Raw genomic sequence first — 20,943 nt, 5'->3', positions numbered from 1 at the left:
TCAAATGAGGCCATTAGAAACACGATGAAATTTGTCAAACCCCGAAATCTCATGAAAACCATTCTATATGGTTCTGCTGTTTTAACTACTGTCATGTCTGCCTGCACTTCGATCCAAGCAAGATCCCCAAGTCCCAATAGCTCTGTAGTGTCATCTGAATCTGGCTCAACAGTGGATTCAGGGGTAATGGTGTTGAGTGACTTATCAGTTAATGGGGTTACACACAACTACTACTTATATACACCTACTTCCTACAATCCTAATAATCCCACTCCCTTAGTTCTAGTATTTCATGGAGCAGGGGGAAGGGGCGATAGGATGGCATTAAAAACAGGCATGAACCAGGTCGCTAACCGGGAGGGATTTATTGTTGCTTACCCAAACGCTAGTGGAGAGTTCTGGGTAGGACAGGAAGGGACACCAGTTAGATCCGAAGTCATCTTCATCTCTGCGTTGCTAGATACGCTAATGCAAACTAAACATGTCGATCCCAATCGTATTTATGCCGCAGGCACCTCGAATGGCGGTTTTTTGACTCAATTCCTAGCCTGTAACATGTCTGATAAAATTGCTGCTTTTGCAGCCATAAGTGCTACTCTCCCCGTTGCTTTACAACAGAGCTGTAATCCTCCGAGGGCAGTCCCTATCATGATGATAGGTGGAACGGAAGATCAACTCGTTCCATGGCAGGGAGGGAGAAGTCGGGGACAGGGTATCTCCATTTTGTCGATGCCGGAAACTGTGGACTTCTGGCGGGCAAAAAATACATGCACATCACAGGTGTTAGCGAAAAACTTACCAGATGTTAATCTGAATGATGGCACTCAAGTTGTCCGATCGGAATATCAGGGATGTCGCAACGCCTCCGAGGTTGTTCTTTACAAAATAGAAGGAGGAGGACATGGTTGGCCTGGAGATACTTTACGACAACAGGAAAATCGATTAACAGGCAAAGTTAGCAAAGATATTAACGGTAGTGAGGAGGTGTGGAAGTTCTTCCATCAGTATCAATTGCGTTAACTGCTGATATCTTTCACTCTGCGACTTTTTCCACCCCCTCTGCGTCCTTTAAACGGGGCAATTATTGTATTTAACATAAAAGCATCCCGTGGCAGAGCTAAGAGATGCACAATTAATTCAGCAACTCGCTCTGGTGGTAATGCTAAGGGTGCACGGATTGATTGAGAGCCATTCTGGTTCCACAGAGGAGTATCCACAGCATCTGGCAGAATCGTCTGAACTCGAATTCCATAGCTGGCTACTTCTTCTGCTAAGGATTCAGAGAAACCAATAATGCCAAATTTAGAAGCACAATAGGGAGCATCAAAAGCTGAGCCTTTTCGCCCAGAAACAGAGGATATATTTATAATATCTCCATGTTTTTGTTCCATCATGACTGGAAGGACAGCTCGATTGCTCAAGAAAGTACCTGTCAGGTTGGTCTGCAAAACTGCATTCCAGTCTAACAAAGTAGTGTCATGAACAGGTTTAAGAGTATTGCCTTTCCGCAGGATTCCAGCAGAGGCTACCAAATGATCAATTCGACCAAAGTGCTCCATTACCTTTAACGCCAAAGCTGTCATATCTGCTTCGCTACACACACTTAACTGCAGACTCAAAACCTGATCTAAGTCGGCTATAGCAGTGAGTTCTTGAACCGTTTGAGACAAGCTTTCAGCGTTAATATCTACCAAGACAACACTACTTCCCTGCTTAAGCAATAATTGCGCGCAAGCTCTGCCAATACCACTGCTACCGCCTGTAATTATGCTTACCTTTCCTGAGAAAGTTGCTGTCATACGACTCTCCAATAATTATTCAGAATCAACTGCATGATGTGCCTGTAACTGGGGGATTAGATGAGGATGAATCAGAGTACAATCTTGAGCTTGTTGCACCATATACAGAATTGTCAAAGCGACATCGTCTGCACTCATAATCCCTCCATAGCGGTGAATGAGGGACGTATGAACGGTCATGGGTGTCTTTACTAGTCCAGGGAACAAAGCCTGTACACGCACTCCATGACTTCCTACCTCCGCTGCTAAAGACTCAGTTAATCCCACAACGCCAAACTTGGAAGCACAATATGCAGGAGCATAGGGTTCACCCCTCAGTCCATGCCGGGTGGAAGCAGAGCAAATGTTAATGATATGTCCGTAGCCTTGGGAGATCATGGTAGGCAAAACTGCGCGATTGCTAAGAAACACTCCCGTAAGATTGACCTGTAAAATTTGCAACCATTCAGCGAGTGGTAGAGAGGCCGTCGGATAGGGAACCAGTCGAGTATTATCCGATCTCCGCCCCATTCCAGCACTAGCAACTAGCAAATCAATCGTTCCAAACTGCTCCATTGTTTTACTGACCATTGTCAGCATATCAATCTCACATGTTACATTGAGAGCCAACCCAAGATATGCAGAAGAGTTACCATCAGTAGCTTGAGACATCAATTTTATTGTCTCATTAATCCGATCCAAGCTAGTCCCTAGAACTGTAACAGCATAACCATGCATTGCCAAAGCAATACAAGTAGCACGCCCAATACCACTACTCCCACCAGTTACGATTGCAGTTTTACCATCCCCAATCATTTTTCAATTATGTCCACGAAGTAAAATTACGAGTTAGTTAGTATGTTGTGAAGTAAATTCTTGAATAGGCAAGCTAACTTCAGGCGGATCTAGAGGCTGGAAGTTTTTCAGAAATTGCCAAATAACCTGAAAAAACCTTCTTGGCTTAACAATGGGATGGAAATGCCCAACATCAGGAATTACCATGGTGACACAATTTGAAAGTAGTGAAGAGAGTCTCCAACATGTGTGGAGACAATGAGAGTACTCTCCATATACTGCTAAGGTAGGAATAGAAACATTCCTAAGATTTTCAAGGGTAAGTTGATCATCGGCATCAAATTCTTGAGCCGCAGATGTCTCATAAATTAGAGAATGCCATCTTCCACTGGATTTAACCCCTCGATTTAACCTCTTTCGAAAATGTCCACGAGTATTTGAAGATATGCCCCTAGAGGTAAAACTGTTAGAAATTTGATTTAATCTGCAAAGCAAATTAAAATCTATCAATTCGTCTTCAGAAGGTAGAGAGATACCGTTCTGAGTTAATTGTTTTTTCCAAACTTGCCAATACGGCCACTCGCAAAGTCTAATGCTAGGTTGGAGACTCTGTAAGTGAACATCCGCCAGAATTAAAGAGCGGATATTGCTAGGGAAGTCAATTGCATATTGAAGTGCAACCTTGGCACCAAAACTATGCCCCACAAAATGAGCATTTGCAGACCCAAGATATTTAGACAAAGCATGGAGATCTTTAACCATATGGCTAACGGTATAGCCATTTAAAGGCATAGAACTATTACCATGCCCTCTCAGGTCATAGGATATCACTCGATAATTCTGAGAGAGTAAAGAAGCAACATTCGGATACCAAAACGCAAGGTTTGCACCAAGCCCATGAATTAGAAAAATATCATCTCCTTTACCTAGGCATTCATAATTCAGCACTACATTATTGTCAACTATTAACTCAGGCATTGCCGTATATGTTGTTCCAGAGCGACAGAAGCAAATTGAGGTTCTTAATCCTAATTCGTAGCTAATCCATCAGAAGTGTTGAACGTTAGCTTAAAGCTAAGAAATTGGATCGCTTTTGTAGATCAGATATTTCACTTTAGGTGCCACTTAAGCTACTTAATACGCTTATTGTCTATAAACAGGGCTTTAAAAGCCCTCCAAAGTCCAAATTGTAATGTTTTACCATTAAATTCAACGCTGCTGCTAATCCATATATCCAAGTAACTTTAATTGATTCATTAAAGCATCCTTTTCCTCTTCAGAAATATCTTTGGTTTGGTCTACTGATCCCTGCCATTGATAATGGGACGTATCGTCATACTGTACCGGGTATGACGATAGAGTATCCTCATTAATTACTGCCACAGGTAACCTACCCTCTAGATCAGAAGAAATTGGCAATCTTAGGAGATAAAGTAACAAGGGAGTAATATCAAGAATGGACAAGGGTTGAAGAGATAGTTCTGTTTTGATGTCCGGCCCTCGTGCGATAAAAATTCCATTGGGGCGATGTGTCCCTTCAGGCTTTTCTCGAGGTGTGACGACACGGGTTGACTTTACAATCGATACAAATCCCCCATCACGAAGTTTAAGGGTAATGTCGGGCGAGTATTCAATCGTAGGTAGGCCTTCAATTCTTTTCCTATTAATATCTACATCAACAAAAACATGCTTTCCATCAGATGGGTCTTTATAATTCTTAAGTTGTTGCTTTAGCTTACTGCAGAATTGAGCATATTCTTCATTTTTAACGCCTGCATTAGAGTCATCATTTCTAAGAACATAGATTGCGTTGCTACTGGGTGAAGGGCAATAGGCCAGAGTATTTTTCCAGTCGATCATCATCATATGTTCCTTCATTCGATCAGGAGTAAGCTTTCCGCTTACATCTCCTGAATCTGATGAATCCGCCCACTTTAGATACCCATTTTGTGAGAGCCATTCGTTGATATAGACTACTTCAGTAGTTGAACCAAAACCATGGTCGGAGGTAAAAATTACGTTTGTGTCAGAGCCTGACAAACTTACAAGATTCTCAATAATGGAATCAAGCTTTTTATAGTAATCAAGGCAAAGTTGACGAATACGAATGTCCAGCGGTTCTTGATAAGTAGCAAACAATTGTGGGTCAAGATAACGCCAGAACAGATGCTGCAATTTGTCAGGACCATCAAACACAATTGCAGTTAAATCAGTTGGATCTGTCTTCATTAGGTAGCTGAGAAGATCCGACCATGCTTCAGTTCGATTCAATTGAGAAAAAATCCAATTTTCATACTCATCTTCTCCAAGACCTTGAATACATTTTTTCTCATCACTAATATCCATTCCTAAGTGTTTATAGTTAAAGTTTGGCAGAGATTTTAATGTCTCAAAGAGAGTGGGTGGATGTGTCGCACTTCGCAAGTGTTTCCATGGTACAAACCCTGAAATCAAATAGCCATCAATGGGAAATGGTGGTGACATCCCATAAAAATTGAGAGATGTCACCTTCTTACCTTGCCGACTCGCCATCGACCATAGTGTTTCACAACGAATGTTTCGTGAGTCATTGAGCTTCAGATACACACCATTACTGCTGCTCTCTGGATGCAAAAAATCGTAAATACCATGGGCATCAGGATCTCTACCTGTAATCATTGATGTCCAGGCTGGGGGTGTTAAGGGGTTTCGAGTTGACATCAAGTTTGAGTAAACCCCTTCTTTCAGAAATTTATTCATGAACGGCATGATGCCGTTCTCCATCATTGGATTCAATAATGTATAGGTTGCACCATCTAACCCAATCATTAAAACTTTATTCACTGAACAAATCTCCTAGGGTTCACAATTAGGTTTGACAGGCTCAACTGTCTTCGTATTCAACTCAGGAATATCTACGAATTATTGCTTTTAGGTATTTAATCCTTTGCACTTAAACAAAGATTTTTCTGAAGTCATAGGTCTTTCATCATTCAAGCGTTAAATTTTCTCTTCAGAAACCAATGAAAATGTATCTTCATGTGTAAATTACTCGTGTCTAACGATATTTTCGGCGAGGAAATCAACTAATTCTCCTACTAGAATTTCATCAACATATTCGTCGTCACGCATGAATAGTCTTGCAAATGGTAGCCCATTTTGTTCAAATGTCTTCTCTAGAGAAACCACCAATTGGACAATATCGAGTGACTCAAAAGCCAGGTCCTCCATTAGTCGAGTTTTCATATTGATTCCACCCTGCAAATCTAGCTCCCAATCAATAGTCATATCTTTCAGGACATTAATAACTTTTAACTGGATATCTGCTCGATCAAGAATCATTTTATTTTCGGTTTCAGACATACAACTAATTAACTCCAAAAAACTTATGATGTCGTTATTCAACCGTCAGCAACAAGAAAATTTAATTCCTAAGTCGTTGGCAGACAGCGAGAATATTTTGCTTATTGTAGAATAGCTTCACTTCAAAGGATTGATCAAGGTGAGTAACATTAACTGTATGCTTTTCAAGATTGTAATCCTTAATTTTCCAACTCTTTGGATCACATTTTAAGCCTGTTCCAGCTGCTTTTGAAGCGGCTTCTTTGGCACACCAAGCCCCTAAAAATGTCTGGTTTCGATCTCGACTAATAAACTGCTCCAAGTGAGTAAGCTCTGTTGGGGTAAATGCACCATCAAGCCAATCATCAGTATTCATTGAATCAACATACTGGAGATCGATCCCAATATCCATATTGGGATCGGCAACAATTGCGACAATACGTCCGCAATTGTGACTAATTGAAACATCTGGCAATGAACAGTAGTTCTCAAGAGGTGGACAATGTGCTAATGGCTTACCTAGCGGAGTTGCTAAAATCTGGATATCCGCTGGTGACAGATCCAGTGCAAATTTTCCCCAGGCCCACTGACGTAGAGCATCTTTAGCAGCAACTCGACCTAGCAGCCATTCATTCCGTCGTGATCCTTTTTCTGGTAACGCATACCAGAATGCTTGTTCATCCTGATTCAACATTATGTGTGCAATGACTTTCTGAATAACACCTCCTAGTTCATTCAGAAAATTTGGTGGTAAAGGAGAGATATAACGACATACCAGTCCCATCTCTTTTTGATAGAAGGGCTCAGACCAGTAAGTTGCTTGGGGATCTGTGCGACAGTGATGGTACTGGGGCGGGACTCTGAGATACGCTTCTAAGAGTCCCGTTATTTGGGCGATGATCTGCCCCGATTGATCCAGAAAATCATAATTCGCTTCAATCTGGCGATCGCTAATAAAGCTTATCCTACCTCGACAACGAATTTTACTGCCCTTGAGAAACGAAGGTGGTTGGAGCTGATGCACAGCTTTAATATAAAAGGGAAAAGTATGAAATTCAGTTCCCTGTTCTGCTGCGACCCAGTAGGCAACCAATTGTGCAGCAGCATCCAGGAGGACGGGATTTGTCTGGAAGACTGGATTTTGAATATGACTGAAAAAATCTTCAATACCTGAGACGTTCAGATCTGCCTCAATCCCCTGAGGACTTACCCAGGAGATATGTTGAACTCCCTGGAATCGGGGACCATGAAACATACCTTTGCGATATAGCTCATCACCACTCCAAGGATAGGGTTGAGTGTCGGAAAGCTCAGGAATAGCTTGATCAGGCGTAGATAGGAGCAGCTGATCGGCAAGTTTTACGTAACCCTCAAAAACTGGTGCAGGGCTAGGATTTTGGGTGTCAAGCTGAAAAAGCTGTACATAGACAGACCAGTGACCTTCACCTTGACTGGGCTGTAACTGGGCTTGAATGCCCATTTTAAATATCCCTTTCTCTAGAGTTAACCAGCGGTGACCACGAACCTCACTAAATCCTATAACGTACTTATCTCCACCCAAGAGGTAAGTTGCTGCCTCTGCAAGTGCCTCCATGCTCACTGTAAATGGAATCACCGGGAGGGCCATCAATTCAGGATGCCGATGGGAAGGTTTTCCCCCTAACGTATGGTCATGAAGAAATAGATCCTGTTGTAGATTAAAACAGCGCACACAGTATAGGCGATCGGAGTCTAGTTCTACAATTTCACCTAAAAGAGGCCAAGCTGAAGGCGAGATTGTATGAACGGGCATCACGCCAGTAGAGACATTCATTTCCTCTGTCGGCGGATTGATCATTGATTGAGCATATAGATCTGTCAAGACACGCGATTGACTGGTTAGGAACTCTTGCATCAATTCAAAATGGCCTAAGATAGCGGAGGCACAAATATCTGAAGACTGAACAGGATCGGCAGGGGAGGGCTCAACCGATATTTGTCGATTGAGAGCAGGAAAATTAGCAACAGCTTCGAGAACTTCCGGTGCGGGTGCCTTGGCAGAAACCAAGGGTGGAGATACAGATCCCTTTGCTGGTAAAGAAGGTAATAGTTGAGCGTGAAGAGATGTCACAAAATCCTTCTTCAAGCGCATGACGGGCATATTTAGGTTGAGAACAGATCTACTTTTCTGGCGTGGATCATCAGCAACGTTCAGCAGCTCTAAGTCAACGGGAGTCAATTCCCGCGAGCGATAAAGAAGTGCCAAGTTCATCGGTATTCCGTTCACAAATAGTTGAGCTAACAGGTGCTGAATTTGTTCTAGTCCTGTTCTCCGTTGGGTGTTGCAGGGGATAGCTAGATGCGCACGCCCCCGGAGGATATCTTCTACAAAAGATGTCAAGTTACTGCTAGGGCCTACTTCTAAAAATGTTCTTACACCCTGTTCATAAAGAACCTCAATGGTATCTCTGAATCGCACACGGCTGTACCATTGCTGGGCGGCTAGAGATCTAATGGCAGTGGATTCCTCTGGGAATGGGGCACTAGTTGCACAACTGTAAAGTTGAGTATGCCCCGGAGCTAAGGATAGTGTGGCATAAAAACCCGATAAAGCCTGAGAAACTCCTTTAAACAGCGGTGTATGGTAGGCACGATCAAAGGGTAGCTGAGTACAAATTCCTCCCAGTGCCTGGATCCGATTGCTTAAGTCTCCAATCTCATCGGTGTTGACAAATAAAATAACTTGATTGGGGCAATTATCCATCGCCCAGTGCAATCGCCCTTGGAACTCATCGAGTAGTGCCTGTAAGATTTGAGCATTAATTGCACCAACAGCCAAGAGGGCTCCCTTGGGAATCGTATTGGCAGTCTCCAGTCCTTGATAGATCTGATTCAAAGTCCAGATGGTTTGCATCAGTTGATCGTGACTGGAAGCCGTGAAAGTGCCAGATGCTATCAGGGCGGCATTTTCACCGGTACTATGACCAACCATAACATCAGATCGAATCCCAAGATTCTGAAGGAGTTCATGTAATCCTAAACTGGCAATTGTCACTGATTCTGTAGCTACATCCATTCTGAATAACTGTTCAGTTACCTGGGAACGTTCTTCCTCTGTAAGTCCTGTGGGAACCGGGAAAATAATGCGACTCGGTGCATAGTCCCTGGTTTCAGAAAATGTTTCATCTAACCGATCAAACCATTCTCTGACCTGAGGAAAATAAAGGCATAAATCAGCTAACATATTGGGGTACTGAGACCCTTCACCTGGAAACAGAAAAGCTATCTTACCGGGTTGAATTTTAGGGTTTGAGACAGCATAATAGAAGCCATTTCGTGACTTAAAACTAGTTTGTTTTGTCTCCTGAATCTTGGCTAAGACAAGTTTTAGCTTTGTCTGCAAATCATCAATATTTTTGGCAATGATTGCTAATCGGTGGGAACCAGGGAGGCAATTAGAAAGTTCAAAAGCAAGACTAGGGAAAGATTCTTCTGGACAGGTTTGTAGAAAATCTTGGATTTTTTGGATGCAATCAATCAGTCCAAGGTGACTGTTACCAGAAAAAATAAATAACTCCGTTGGCCATTGTCCGTGCAACAATTTGGCAGCTTTTTGAGGTTCTGCATATTCCTCTAAGATTGCATGGGCATTAATGCCACCGAAACCAAAGGCATTGACTCCAGCACGACGAGGAATCCCCCGATGGCCATGAATCCAAGGTCGTGCTTCCGTGTTGACATAAAACGATGTTTTTTCGATCCCTAACGCAGGGTTAACCTGGTCACACAGCGTGGGTGGCAGAATTTTGTGATATAGGGCTAGAGCCATCTTAATCAGACTCGCAGCACCTGAAGCCGGAATACAGTGGCCGATCATTGACTTGACGGATCCCAAACCCCGATGGGGCAATAGCCCTTGACGTTGCCCAAAGACTTGAGCAATAGACTGAACTTCGGTTTGATCGCCCAAGGGCATACCCGTTCCATGGGCTTCAATTAAGGTAATCGTTGCTGGGTCAATCTCAGCCTGTTGATAGGCACGATTCAGTGCCAACACCTGTCCTGCGGAGCGGGGAGCCAATAACCCCAATCCTTTGCCATCACTAGAAGTGCCGATGGACTTGATGACTGCATAGATGCGATCGCCATCCAACTGTGCATCCGATAGGCGCTTCAAAACGAGCATCCCAATCCCTTCACTCAAGAGCGTGCCGTCCGCAGATAGATCGAAGGGACGAATTTGCGACCGTGATAAGGCTCCAAGCTGACAAAAAACCATATGAACTTGGGGTGGTGTAGAAGCCTGAACCCCACCAGCCAACATCATGTCACAGCGACCGCTCTGTAGCTCCTGCATTGCCAATTCAACTGCAATTAAGGAAGAGGCGCAAGCGGCATCAATTAAATAGTTGGGACCCATGAGGTTTAACCGATTCGCAATCCGCCCCGTGACCACATTGGGCACAACTCCTGGAGCCATTTCAGCCGTAAAGGGAGGAAGACTTGCTTTTAATTCTTGACGAATCGTTCTGAGGAGCTTGTCCTCCAGCCCCGGTACCAGTTGTTTCAGCAAATCCAACGTTTGATCAACAACTAACCCATGCTGAAGAACCGTGCCGAACCCCCGATTAAAATAAGTTCCTCTGCCCAAGATAATGCCGGTTTTTTCATGACTAAATCTCGGGTCTAGATAGCCAGCATCCTTCAGCGCATCTTGGGCTAACTTGAGAGAGAGAAAGTGGTCAGGATCTCCCCCATCAACGGAGTTGGGCATAATCCCAAACTCCACTGGGTTAAATTCAGCTAAATCCTCTAGAAAGCCCCCTTTACGGGTATAAACACGATCATTCTCGGTGGAAGTTGGGTCAAAATAGGGGCCAATCCATGTTTCAGAAGCGTCTCGTACAGCATTTACCTTGTTGAGAATATTCTGCCAATAGGAGCCTAAGTCTTTAGCGCCTGGGAACAGGGCAGACATACCAACAATTGCGATATCAATAGCTAAGTTTTTCGGAACCATTAGCAGATTTTTAAATAAAGGAAAATTGGTGCCGAGACAGTGTTAGATGATCATCATTTGAAAACGGACGAATATGACCCTAGAGAGCTTCTAAGAAAAACCATTGGTCTTTCGCCATTGAAGATTAAGGCGGTTTAGCGTTGCACTACAAGTACTTTCCAAATCCTGAAGGTGAAGGCGTACGTGATTGTTTTGATCCGTATATACAACGTCGTATATGAGGGTCTGATTGGTAAAGTCTTTAACTCTGAGAGCGATCTTTAACACTCCTTCTAGGGGTAAATCACCGTAGCGAATCACCGAACCAAAGCGAGAGGGTAGGGCGCTAACACCGTGTTGTATGCGAGTCCAAATCATTGCTAATTGAGGGGCTACGTCGATCAGTCCGGGATCAAAGATCCAAGGAGAGGTAGATTGGAGGGAACTCATCCACTGCCGAGACTGACTGGGTACAACTTGGGCATCCACTCCTGTCCCATTCAAACAATCAATGGCGGTCAAGAGTTGGAAACAGGAGCCATGAAACAGATAATCTAGATAAGCTTTTTTAGCATCTAAGCTGGAACCTGACGTCAGAGGTTCTAGTTCCGATAGAGGAGGCTTCGATAATTTAGGCTGGAGAATCACCGAGGCTTTGTAAAAAACAAGCTTACTATCAGGATCTAAAATCTCTGCTGCTATCTGTAAAGATTCAGCGTCAGCGTGACTCGAGGCTCGTGCTTGAAACAATGCTGGGCGATTCCCTGATTCCTGATCAATCACAAAGCCCTTGAAAACCTTGAGATTTCGAACCTCTGCCACCCGCCACTCTGGCCAAGCCGACTGGACAAATTCTGCTAACCATTCCAACGCTCCGGCGGCAGGCAAAACAGGTTTACTGTCCAGGCAGTGATCCTTGAGGTAGGGATCATTCATCAGGGAAAACGTATGCTCCAATGTCACCGTGCTATTCGCTTGCAGTTGAGGTTGAGATTGTAAGAATACAAAGCCAGGGAGTTGAGGTTGAGATAGGGTCTCAACCTTGGCGAATGCTCCCAAATCTGCCTCATGTTTTTCCCAGGGACCCTCCCCAGCAATCACTTCTACGTCTCCTTTCCGTCCATAACGTAACTCTTGTAAAAAGAATTGACGGCCTGCTACAACGGGAATCGGGGTGATGCCCTCGGCTCTAAAGCGGTTCTTAACGGCTTCTGAAGCCATGCCTGGGCTATCCCAGGGCCCCCAATTAATAGAGACAACGTGCGTTTGAATCCACTGCTGATCAAGTTTCCAGGCCAGACGATTCATCACCTCATTGGCCGCAGCATAGTCAGATTGGCCACGATTGCCGTAGCGGCCTGCGACGGAGCTGAACAAAACCAGCAATTTCAGGGACTCTGGGCGTAGGTAGCGGCTGAGGATAAACAGACTATCTGTTTTGGTGTCAAAGACTCGATCAAAAGAGGCGGCTGTTTTATCGGCAATTAATTTATCCTCAATAATGCCGGCTCCATGAATGACAGCATCTAGGCGACCATAGCGACGATAGAGATCTTGAATTAACCCACCAAATTCTTCAGGAATTCTCACATCGACCGTATGATATTCAACGATGGCAGCACCTGCCTGTTGAAACCGTTCTAGATTGTTACGGATAGCCCGATCTCGCTGGAGCGTCTGGATCTGAGCTTCAATCATCGCTGGAGTTGGAGAGATCCCCGTGGCTTGAGCTTGCAATAGCAAGATTTGTCGTAGGGTTGCAGCTGCTTCAATACCAAGGGTTTGAGGAGATTCAGCAGCAGGTTGGGGGGAGCGACCGGTAATGACTAGCCTTACACCCAACGCAGCTAGATCCGCAGTGATTTCAGCGGTAATCCCCCTTGCCCCACCTGTTACCAGGACAACCCATTGGGCATCGGGATTCACCGACGATGCTGCCAAGGATAAAGGGGCTGCCAGGGTTCTAAAAATTGTGCGGTTGCCGCTAGGATACCCTACTTCGGTGCGGCCACCGGGGAGTAACAACTCCTGAATAATTCTTTCTGCAAGGGCATCAGCTGGCAACGTTTCGTCAAAATCAACCGCCTTAGTTACCATCCCTGGCCACTCCTCCCCAAGGGATTTCAGCAGACCGTTATGACATCCCCCGGTAGGTAAGCCAGAACCAGAGGTGCCAACTCGCCCGAAATTTCCCCCTAGCAGGGAGGCGGAGAAGACTCTGCCAATTTTCTCGTGTCCGGCTTGCTTTAAATCTTGAGCACAGATATGAAGCAGATGGTAAAAACTCTTCACATCTAGCTGGGTGAAATGTCTCCAATCTCCTAGGGTCTCAGGCATAGATCGGGAGGCAAGGGCAGTTAAATGCACAATTCCAATGACAGGCCCATATTTCTGCCGCAACTGAGCCACCCTCTGGGTCAGTTGATCAGGATTTAACAGGGTATCGGCAGGAATCACAATCGCATGAACACCCTGCTGATTCAAGGAATGGGCAACCTGAGTTGCTACCTTACCTGGATCTTCTGAAATCAGGAATAGCCCTTGCAGTGAAACAGGTGGGTGCTTGGGCAGGGATTCCAATTCTGGCTCCATTTTGAATCGTGGGAGGGGAATCACCCCACTTGGAGCCTCAGACTTTCCCAGGCGGTTCTCCTCCTGAACGAATTGATTAGGGATCAGAGGATCATTGGCAGACCGCAAAACAACTGAATTTGACCCGACCTGCCCCAACTGCTCAAGAATGCCATTCAGCGTCTTGACTCGAGTAAAGCTTTCCATCTGGGTTTGCAGGTTGGCAGCCAGAGGTTCAGGCAAGCTTTTCTGCAAAGCTCCTAAAATTTCCACGCGCTTAATCGAGTCAATCCCCAAGTCTGCTTCCATGTCCTGGTCTAATCCCAACATTTCGGCGGGATAGCCCGTGCGATCGCTGACCAAGCCCACCAGGATCTGGGTGAGACTAGCCTGGTTAGGTACAGCTACAGACCCGAAACCACTGCCATTAGGAGTAGCAGTACCATGATGATCAGTGCTGGGAGTCGATGCCGCTGGCGGTAAGTGATGGAGTAATTGTTCCACGACTCCCTTCAGGGTCTTTGCCCGTGTAAAGCTTTCCATCTGGGTTTGTAGATTGGCAGCCAGGGGTTCAGGTAAGCTTTTCTGCAAAGCTCCTAAAATTTCCACGCGCTTAATCGAGTCAATCCCCAAGTCTGCCTCCATGTCCTGGTCTAATCCCAACATTTCGACGGGATAGCCCGTGCGATCGCTGACCAGCGCCAACAACGTGTGGGTTAAACTGGCTCGATCCGGCAGCTGCGATGGTGCTGATGTAGCGGATGGCGTTCTGCCAGCAATGATAGTGTGGCTCTCAGGAATGGCTGGCACAACGGGAGCGAACGGTTGAGAAGACTCTCCAGTACTAGGTTTAAAAACTTCCGACCTCAATTGCCGCTCTGCAACCGGGGGTGGAGCTGTGGAAGTAGCATGGGGATGGACATCGGCGGCAGCTGCTCCTCCCCCATTGTGATTCCCGTTACGAGAGCCGTTCTGGAGTTCTTGAGGTTGACGAGAGGACAGGGCTGGCGGCGAAGTCAAAGGAACCTGATTTTGACTAGCAATTGATTGTCCACCTCTGAGAAACTGCGTCATTACCTGTTCCTGGCAGTTGAGAAATAGACGCATGGTCTCTTGATAGGCTTGATAGGCTGATAAAGCGGCTTCGTTGACCATAGGAGAAACGGCTGGATGTAAGGGAGCGGGGACTCTCAGTGAAATTGCTTGAGTATCGATCACTGATTTTTGAGACTCTGATTTTGCAACCACGGGTAAGGGTGGAGTAGGCATTGGGGGTCTTCCTCCCGATGAAACGGAGGGAGAGGGAGCCGGCGAGATACTGGGGGAGCGAGAGGGCAATACCGGATCGAGCCCAGGGTGGTCAACCCATCCAGTCTGTTGAGGCTGGGATTGGGCGATTGCAATCGCCTGCGCCGCCGTTTCTTGATTCAATGGTGGACATTTACCTGGGTAACTCACAGCTTCAGTTTGAGATCTGATCCCAGCACCACTGACAAAGCAGGTGGTTGCAGACAAGGGCGGCTTACGAGTCAACTCAACCAGTCGCGTCAAATCTAGGGGTTGAACCTCCCGCCCCTGAAATAACGCTGGTAGATCAAGCCCAACCCCCCGCATTACCAGGGTCGCCAAGGCGGTCAACAAGCCCCTGATGCCATCGCCTTGCCCGTCTAAGGCAACAGCAGTATGATTCTGACCCGCCAAAATTTGTCCAACCAAATTCGTGAGGATACTCTTCGGCCCCAGTTCCAGAAAGATTCGGGCTCCATCCGCGTGCATGGTCTCAATCTGTTGCACAAACTCGACCGTACTCAGCATGTGGACAGATAGCTGTTGGCGAATTTGAGTGGCATCCGTTTCATAGAGGCGAGCAGTCTGATTGGCGTAGACCGGAATCTGGGGCAGGCTCAGGGATACCTGGGAAATTGCTTCTGATAAGCGGATCTGAGCTGCTGTCACCAAGGGAGAGTGGAAAGCACCTCCCACAGGCAGTACTAGGGCTGAAGCCCCCGTTTCCTGAACCTGTTGCACAATGCGACTGACGGATGGTCTATCTCCAGAAATGACGGATTGCAGGGGAGCGTTGTGGTTGGCAATGACCACATTGTCAGCATCTTGGAGATAACTCTGTACTTGATCCCGTGGCAGCTGCAGCGCTGCCATGGCTCCATCAGCTCCCTGACAAGCCTCTGCCATGGTGCGACCGCGCAGTTCAGCGAGATTCAGAAAATCTACCTGGGAGAGCACCCCGGAGGCAAAGAGGGCTGCATATTCCCCAAAGCTATGACCACCCGTCATGTCTGCCTGTAAACCCAACCGACTTGCCAGGGCTAGATAGCCCATCGCGATCGCACCGATGGCTGGCTGAGCAATCTGGGTTGCCGTCAGCTGCCGTTCATAGAATTTTTCCTCAGTTTCTGAGTAACCGCTGGGGGGATAGATAAACTGACTCAGTTGCTTGGAAAAGCAAGGACGTAAGTGACGGTCAGCAAATTCAATGGCCTGACGCATTTCTTGAAAGTAAAGCGCCACTTCACGCGCCATATTGGGATACTGAGCCCCTTGTCCAGGAAATAGAAAGGCAATCTTGCCGCGGTTGGCCACCACCGCTAAATTTAGCTGAATATGGGGAGGTAAGGCCGTTGGCCGACCCTGAAGCAGATGCTCAAGGGCAAGCTCTAGGCTCAGTTGCAGGTGTTGAAGATTTTCAACCACCAGACTCATACAGGCTGGTTGGTTTTGACGTTGCTGAGATTGTCGAGCATAGCTATAGGCTAAATCTCGTAACCGGGGTTCAGCGCCTGCATTTAAGGCAACTTGAAGGCTTTGTATCTCTTTGACTAGACTTTCTTTGCTTTCCGCCCGCAAGATCAATAATTCAGCAGGCCAGCCGCCCCCGCCAAGAGCTGAAGGCTTGTATAACCCCTGATATTCTTCTAGAACTACATGAAAGTTAGTGCCACCAAAGCCGAAAGCGCTGACACCCGCGCGTCGAGGATGCTCAGGGTGGGCAAACCAAGGGCGAGCTTCTTTGAGGAGATAAACTGGACTTTCTGGATCAGCGATTAAGTCTAAAGGATTGTCCACACCAATATGGGGAGGCAGAACCTGATGGTACATGGACAAGACTGACTTGATTAATCCAGACACTCCCGCTGAACATTTAGTATGTCCAACCATGGTCTTCACTGAGCCAATCAAGCAAGATTTGCCAGGGGTTTTTTCTGCAACCAAGGTGTTGTGGACGGTTTCCAACTCCGCTTTGTCCCCTACAGCGGTTCCCGTCCCATGGGCTTCATACATCCCGAGGGTACTGGCCTGAAAACCGGCTTTGCGATAGGCACGCTTGAGAGCTCGCATCTGACCCGCAGGCAAGGGAGCCGTCATCCCTAGTGCCTTCCCATCACTGGATGCGGCAACCGCTTTGATGACGCCATAGATGCGATCGCCATCTCGCTCTGCATCGGCTAAGCGTTTGAGAATCACAACCGCAATTCCTTCACTAATCGCGATCCCATCTGCACTCTTATCGAAGGTACGGGAATGTCCCCGGGGCGAAAGCGCCTGAGTTTTACTGAAGCAAAAGTAGGTAAAGGGACTTTGAAACGCATCAATACCGCCGGCAATCACCAGGTTGCTGCGACCACTTTCCAGCTCTTTAACCGCCAGATCAACCGCAGCCAGAGAAGAAGCACAGGCAGCATCAACGGTGAAATTAGCGCCACCGAAATCAAATCGATTGGCCGTGCGACCTGCGGCTACATTCATCAGCAGCCCCGGAAAAGTTTCCTCTGTCCAATCTGGCAACCGATCCCACATTTGTTGAGTGGGGGCATCCACCACCCGTGGCATCTCCGACCGAGTTGCAAATAAGCTTCCCAAATCTCCGAACCCCCCCCCGGCACCCAAAATCACGGAGGTATTTTCCCGATCAAAATCCCCAGAGCCATACCCAGCATCTTCCAGGGCTTGTCTCACAACTTCTAGGGTCATCAGTTGAACCGGCTCTATCGAGCGCAGAGACTTGGGGGGAATGCCAAATCGCATCGGATCAAAGGGGATCTCGTCGATAAATCCCCCCCATTTGGAATAAATTTTGTCTTTAGCACGGCGATCGGCATCGTAGTACAGTCGCCAATCCCACCGATGGGCAGGAATTTCAGTGATTGCATCCACTTTTCGCAGAATATTTTCCCAGAAGGCGGCTGGATATTGTGCCTTCGGCAGCAGTGTCCCCAGGCCAATGACAGCAATATCGGAGGGTTGACTCAAACCCGGAGCGTTGGATTCTGAGCCGATTGATTGGGGAAGTTTTGCCAGTAGTTGACCACTCCTGACTGCAACATCTTGATGGAGATTGCGTACCGTCAAAATCTGAGACCGTAGGGTGGCAACTTGACCAATCATGTACATGCCATCCTGGGATTGCTGTTGCGCATCGACGGCTACGATCTGTCCACTGGCATCTCGTACTAACCCCTTGGAGGCAATGCGTAAGCGTCCCAAATTCAGTTCTTCGAGGGCGTTTTTGATTTCCTCGGGGGTACTGCCAGCGGCCATCATTTGTCGCCGAATTCTGTAGAACTCTTCCGTGAAGGGTGTAACGGCACAACGACTGGCATGACCTGGCCCGGTTTCTAGGTTGACGGTTTGGGTACAGGCTAGGGCTTGCTCTTGGAAGCCGGGTAAAATTGCCCCGCAGGCAACCGCTTCTTCGGTGAATAGGTAGGCGGTGCCCATCAATACCCCAATCTTGATCCCGTGTTTGACTAAAGGGGCAGCCAGGGTACTGACCATGGCCGCTGAACGAGCATCATGAATGCCCCCAGCAAATAAGACGTGGATATTAGCCGCATCGGCCGCGGGAACTTCTACTAAGAGGGTATCCACCATACTTTCCCAGAGCACAAAGCTAGACAGTGGCCCCACATGGCCACCACATTCGCGCCCTTCAAACACAAATCGTTTCGCCCCTTGCTCTAGGAACAGTTTCAGTAATCGGGGCACTGGAACATGGATATAGGTGGCAATGCCCTGGGCTTCCAACTGCACGGCCTGATCGGGACGTCCCCCGGCAATTAAGGCAAAGGGTGGTTTAACCGCCAGCACGGCCTGCATTTGTTCGTCCCGTAGACTATGGGCGGCAAAGCCCAGAATGCCAATTCCCCAAGGGAGATCGCCCAAAAGAGCCTGGGTTTTCTGCAGTAATTGCAGCACCTGGGAGCCTCGCATTAGCGCCAGTGCCAACAAGGGCAGCCCTCCCCCTTGAGCCACTGCGTGAGCAAATTCTGCGGTATCACTGACCCGGGTCATCGGTCCCTGGACAATCGGATATTCCGTACCGTGGGCAAGGGCAAGGGGGGAATGGGGCTGAAGCGGTTGCAGGGCTTGGGCTAGCTGAAGATGGGCTTGGCTGGTCTGGAATAAGGCTTGAATCAAACGGCCAGTTGTTTGGTAGCGATCGCGCAAGGTCGCCGCCAGACCCACTGACTGACCGATGGGCCAAGCTTTCTCGCCAGGTGCAGCCCAACCCAGAGTAGCTGAGGCTTGCTGATGCCAATGCTGGGTTCGGGTCGCCGACGCATCATATTCAACTTCCAGCGCATCGGCAAGGGTTTGGAGGGAACGAATAACGGGAAATCCGGGTCGCGAGAACACTCGGCAGGGTGCATCCAGTCGTTCTCCCACCAAAATGGCTTCCTGCCCATTGAGGTTGTGGAGGTGACGCTGCCATTCAGCAGGCAGGGGGGGATTCTGGCATCAACCACAGCTGATCGTCCAGCACTACCCCAGCGGCACCCGCCGCCCGACACGCTGCCGCTGCGTGAATGCCAATGCCTCCCTGCACATAAACCGGCCATGTTCCGGTATTGAGAAGCTTCTGGGTCAAGATAAAGGCCGCATCCTCGCCAACCCAACCGCCACTTTCATGCCCCCGCGCCACGAGTCCGTCAATCTTGAGAGGTTGATTCAAAAGCGACTGTACCGCTGCCACTGCTGTGACTTCAACCAGCAGATGTCGAGCCATGCTAGTCGGAGGGAGTGTGGCGAGAGCCGTGGGAAGGGAATCCGATGTCCAAGCAGCGAGAATCAACCAGTGAGGTCGATCATGCAGCCCTTCCAGGAGATCGAGATAACCGGACAGTTGATCAACCCTCAGCCGCAACCCAACTGCATCTGTGGGCTTCACCAGGGTCAGCAACTGCTGAAAATTCTGCTCCACTTGCGGGCGATCGCCAGGGGGAGTGAACTCTAAATCCAAACAGCCAATGCCACCTGCCCGTACCGTCGCCACGGCTAGACCGGGATGGGCAAGTCCTGAGGGACTTAAGGAGAGACAGGTGAAGGAATGAGTTGTCATTCGGCTCCTAGAACAAGGGGCAAGGGTGAAGCTTTAGATGAATACACGATCACCGGATGCAATTACAGGAGGGAGATCGCTGTAAGTCCGACCATTAAGGGATTGGGGCAAATAAACCAACATTAACCGCTGGAGTTGACCCACGGTTGATGCCGATCCACTGTTGCATCAGTTGGGATGTAGGTGCCCTCATTTATGTTAGTCTCTGCGCTTTAATTGTTCAGGGATTAGCTTACCTGATGAAATACCTTCCAAGTATCTTGAATGCTGACGAACCATAGCTGTGATCTGAACACCCGATGCCGAGGTTCTTCAGGACTTTGGATCGGTGGCACATTCCAGCAGATCGTCACAAGGATGACACCACCTGTTTGTCTAGGGGATTTCTGTCACAGTATCCCTTCCTTTCAGCGCGATTGGGAGGTAGGCTGATGCTCAGGAGCTTCAGGATGCAGAATCTGTAGCATTTCATAGCAACCGAGACAACCTTAAGCTCTGGGTTACAGTTGTCTGGGACGCTTAGTTAGTGACGTGTGATGGTGTGGAGAGCAATACCAGATCGGTCTCCTAGAGTATTACATTGGAGGCAGCAATGGCAGTGGTTGTTGGTTCTGATGACCGCGATCGCCCTCAACTGGGGCTATCAGCAGATGAGAAACTATATTGAACCGCCCCAGGCACTGTTGGTTTTGGGGGGAGAACCCCGGCGAGAACAATTTGCCGCAGAATTTGCCCATCAGCATCCCGAACTTTCTGTCTGGGTTTCCTCTGGCAGCAATCGGGAATATGCTGAATGGGTTTTTTTCCCAAGCGGGCATTGATGCCCGTCGCCTCCACTTGGACTATCAAGCCATCGACACGGTTAGCAACTTCACCACTCTGGTGAATCAACTACAAGCTGAGGGAATTAACAGCATTTATTTGATCACATCCGATGATCATATGCAGCGAGCGCGGTTGGTCGGAGAAATTATCCTGGGGAGTCGGGGGATTGAAATCCGACCCCTTGCCGTAGCCTCTGGGCGATCGCCCGAACCCTGGGAAAAAACAATTCGAGATGGGGCGCGAGCGGTGCTGTGGTTACTAACGGGCCACACAGGTGCTACCTTCAGCCACTATTTCACCGCTCACTGCAAGTAGCA

At 47.7% G+C, this 20,943-nt stretch carries 8 protein-coding genes and 2 pseudogenes; 2 read left to right on the top strand and 8 right to left on the bottom strand.

All coding sequences use genetic code 11. The features are described from left to right. Window positions 1-24 precede the first annotated feature (24 nt). Window positions 25-1,020, top strand: coding sequence for an extracellular catalytic domain type 1 short-chain-length polyhydroxyalkanoate depolymerase (locus DO97_RS03435; protein ID WP_081980600.1), 996 nt, complete (start codon window positions 25-27; stop codon window positions 1,018-1,020). Here the strand turns inward: DO97_RS03435 and DO97_RS03430 are convergent. The 8 genes and pseudogenes from DO97_RS03430 to DO97_RS24850 form a co-directional block, all read right to left on the bottom strand. Next, window positions 1,017-1,799 carry an SDR family oxidoreductase gene (locus DO97_RS03430; RefSeq protein WP_036531150.1) on the bottom strand — a complete coding sequence of 261 codons (783 nt, stop codon included), beginning with the start codon at window positions 1,797-1,799 and terminating at the stop codon, window positions 1,017-1,019. The two genes, DO97_RS03435 and DO97_RS03430, sit on opposite strands and share 4 nt — an antisense overlap. Before the next feature lie 15 nt (window positions 1,800-1,814). Beyond that, the gene (locus DO97_RS03425) at window positions 1,815-2,594 is read right to left on the bottom strand and encodes an SDR family oxidoreductase (RefSeq protein WP_036531148.1); all 780 of its coding nucleotides are present in this window, start codon (window positions 2,592-2,594) and stop codon (window positions 1,815-1,817) included. 33 nt (window positions 2,595-2,627) lie between these two features. After that, window positions 2,628-3,551 carry an alpha/beta fold hydrolase gene (locus tag DO97_RS21875; RefSeq protein WP_072016342.1) on the bottom strand — a complete coding sequence of 308 codons (924 nt, stop codon included), beginning with the start codon at window positions 3,549-3,551 and terminating at the stop codon, window positions 2,628-2,630. A 243-nt stretch (window positions 3,552-3,794) separates the two neighbouring features. After that, window positions 3,795-5,396: an alkaline phosphatase family protein gene (locus tag DO97_RS03420; protein ID WP_036531146.1), complete on the bottom strand. Its 1,602-nt coding sequence runs from the start codon at window positions 5,394-5,396 to the stop codon at window positions 3,795-3,797. 204 nt (window positions 5,397-5,600) lie between these two features. After that, window positions 5,601-5,915, bottom strand: coding sequence for an acyl carrier protein (locus DO97_RS03415; protein WP_204368458.1), 315 nt, complete (start codon window positions 5,913-5,915; stop codon window positions 5,601-5,603). Between the two features lie 61 nt (window positions 5,916-5,976). Continuing rightward, entirely contained in the window at window positions 5,977-10,893 is a 4,917-nt protein-coding gene (locus tag DO97_RS03410; RefSeq protein WP_036531145.1) for a type I polyketide synthase, read from the bottom strand. 90 nt (window positions 10,894-10,983) lie between these two features. Then, a pseudogene (locus DO97_RS21870) lies at window positions 10,984-18,732 on the bottom strand (SDR family NAD(P)-dependent oxidoreductase); the annotation flags it as partial. A gap of 442 nt (window positions 18,733-19,174) precedes the next feature. Beyond that, window positions 19,175-19,801: a hypothetical protein gene (locus DO97_RS24850; protein ID WP_072016340.1), complete on the bottom strand. Its 627-nt coding sequence runs from the start codon at window positions 19,799-19,801 to the stop codon at window positions 19,175-19,177. Window positions 19,802-20,415: 614 nt separating this feature from the next. Between DO97_RS24850 and DO97_RS25780 the strand changes: the two are divergent. Next, window positions 20,416-20,941: pseudogene (locus tag DO97_RS25780) on the top strand (YdcF family protein). Window positions 20,942-20,943: the final 2 nt, after the last annotated feature.

The sequence above is a fragment of the Neosynechococcus sphagnicola sy1 genome (genome assembly GCF_000775285.1).
GTDB classification, from domain to species: Bacteria; Cyanobacteriota; Cyanobacteriia; order Neosynechococcales; family Neosynechococcaceae; genus Neosynechococcus; species Neosynechococcus sphagnicola.
Note: the sequence above shows the minus strand (reverse complement) of the source record. Positions and strands in the feature narration are given on the sequence as shown.

Excerpts from the sequence above, each read along its gene's own strand:
- DO97_RS03435 (WP_081980600.1), top strand. The coding sequence starts at position 25 with ATGAAATTTGTCAAACCCCGAAATCTCATGAAAACCATTCTATATGGT.
- DO97_RS03430 (WP_036531150.1), bottom strand. The coding sequence starts at position 1,799 with ATGACAGCAACTTTCTCAGGAAAGGTAAGCATAATTACAGGCGGTAGC.
- DO97_RS03425 (WP_036531148.1), bottom strand. The coding sequence starts at position 2,594 with ATGATTGGGGATGGTAAAACTGCAATCGTAACTGGTGGGAGTAGTGGT.
- DO97_RS21875 (WP_072016342.1), bottom strand. The coding sequence starts at position 3,551 with ATGCCTGAGTTAATAGTTGACAATAATGTAGTGCTGAATTATGAATGC.
- DO97_RS03415 (WP_204368458.1), bottom strand. The coding sequence starts at position 5,915 with ATGTCTGAAACCGAAAATAAAATGATTCTTGATCGAGCAGATATCCAG.
- DO97_RS03410 (WP_036531145.1), bottom strand. The coding sequence starts at position 10,893 with ATGGTTCCGAAAAACTTAGCTATTGATATCGCAATTGTTGGTATGTCT.
- DO97_RS24850 (WP_072016340.1), bottom strand. The coding sequence starts at position 19,801 with ATGACAACTCATTCCTTCACCTGTCTCTCCTTAAGTCCCTCAGGACTT.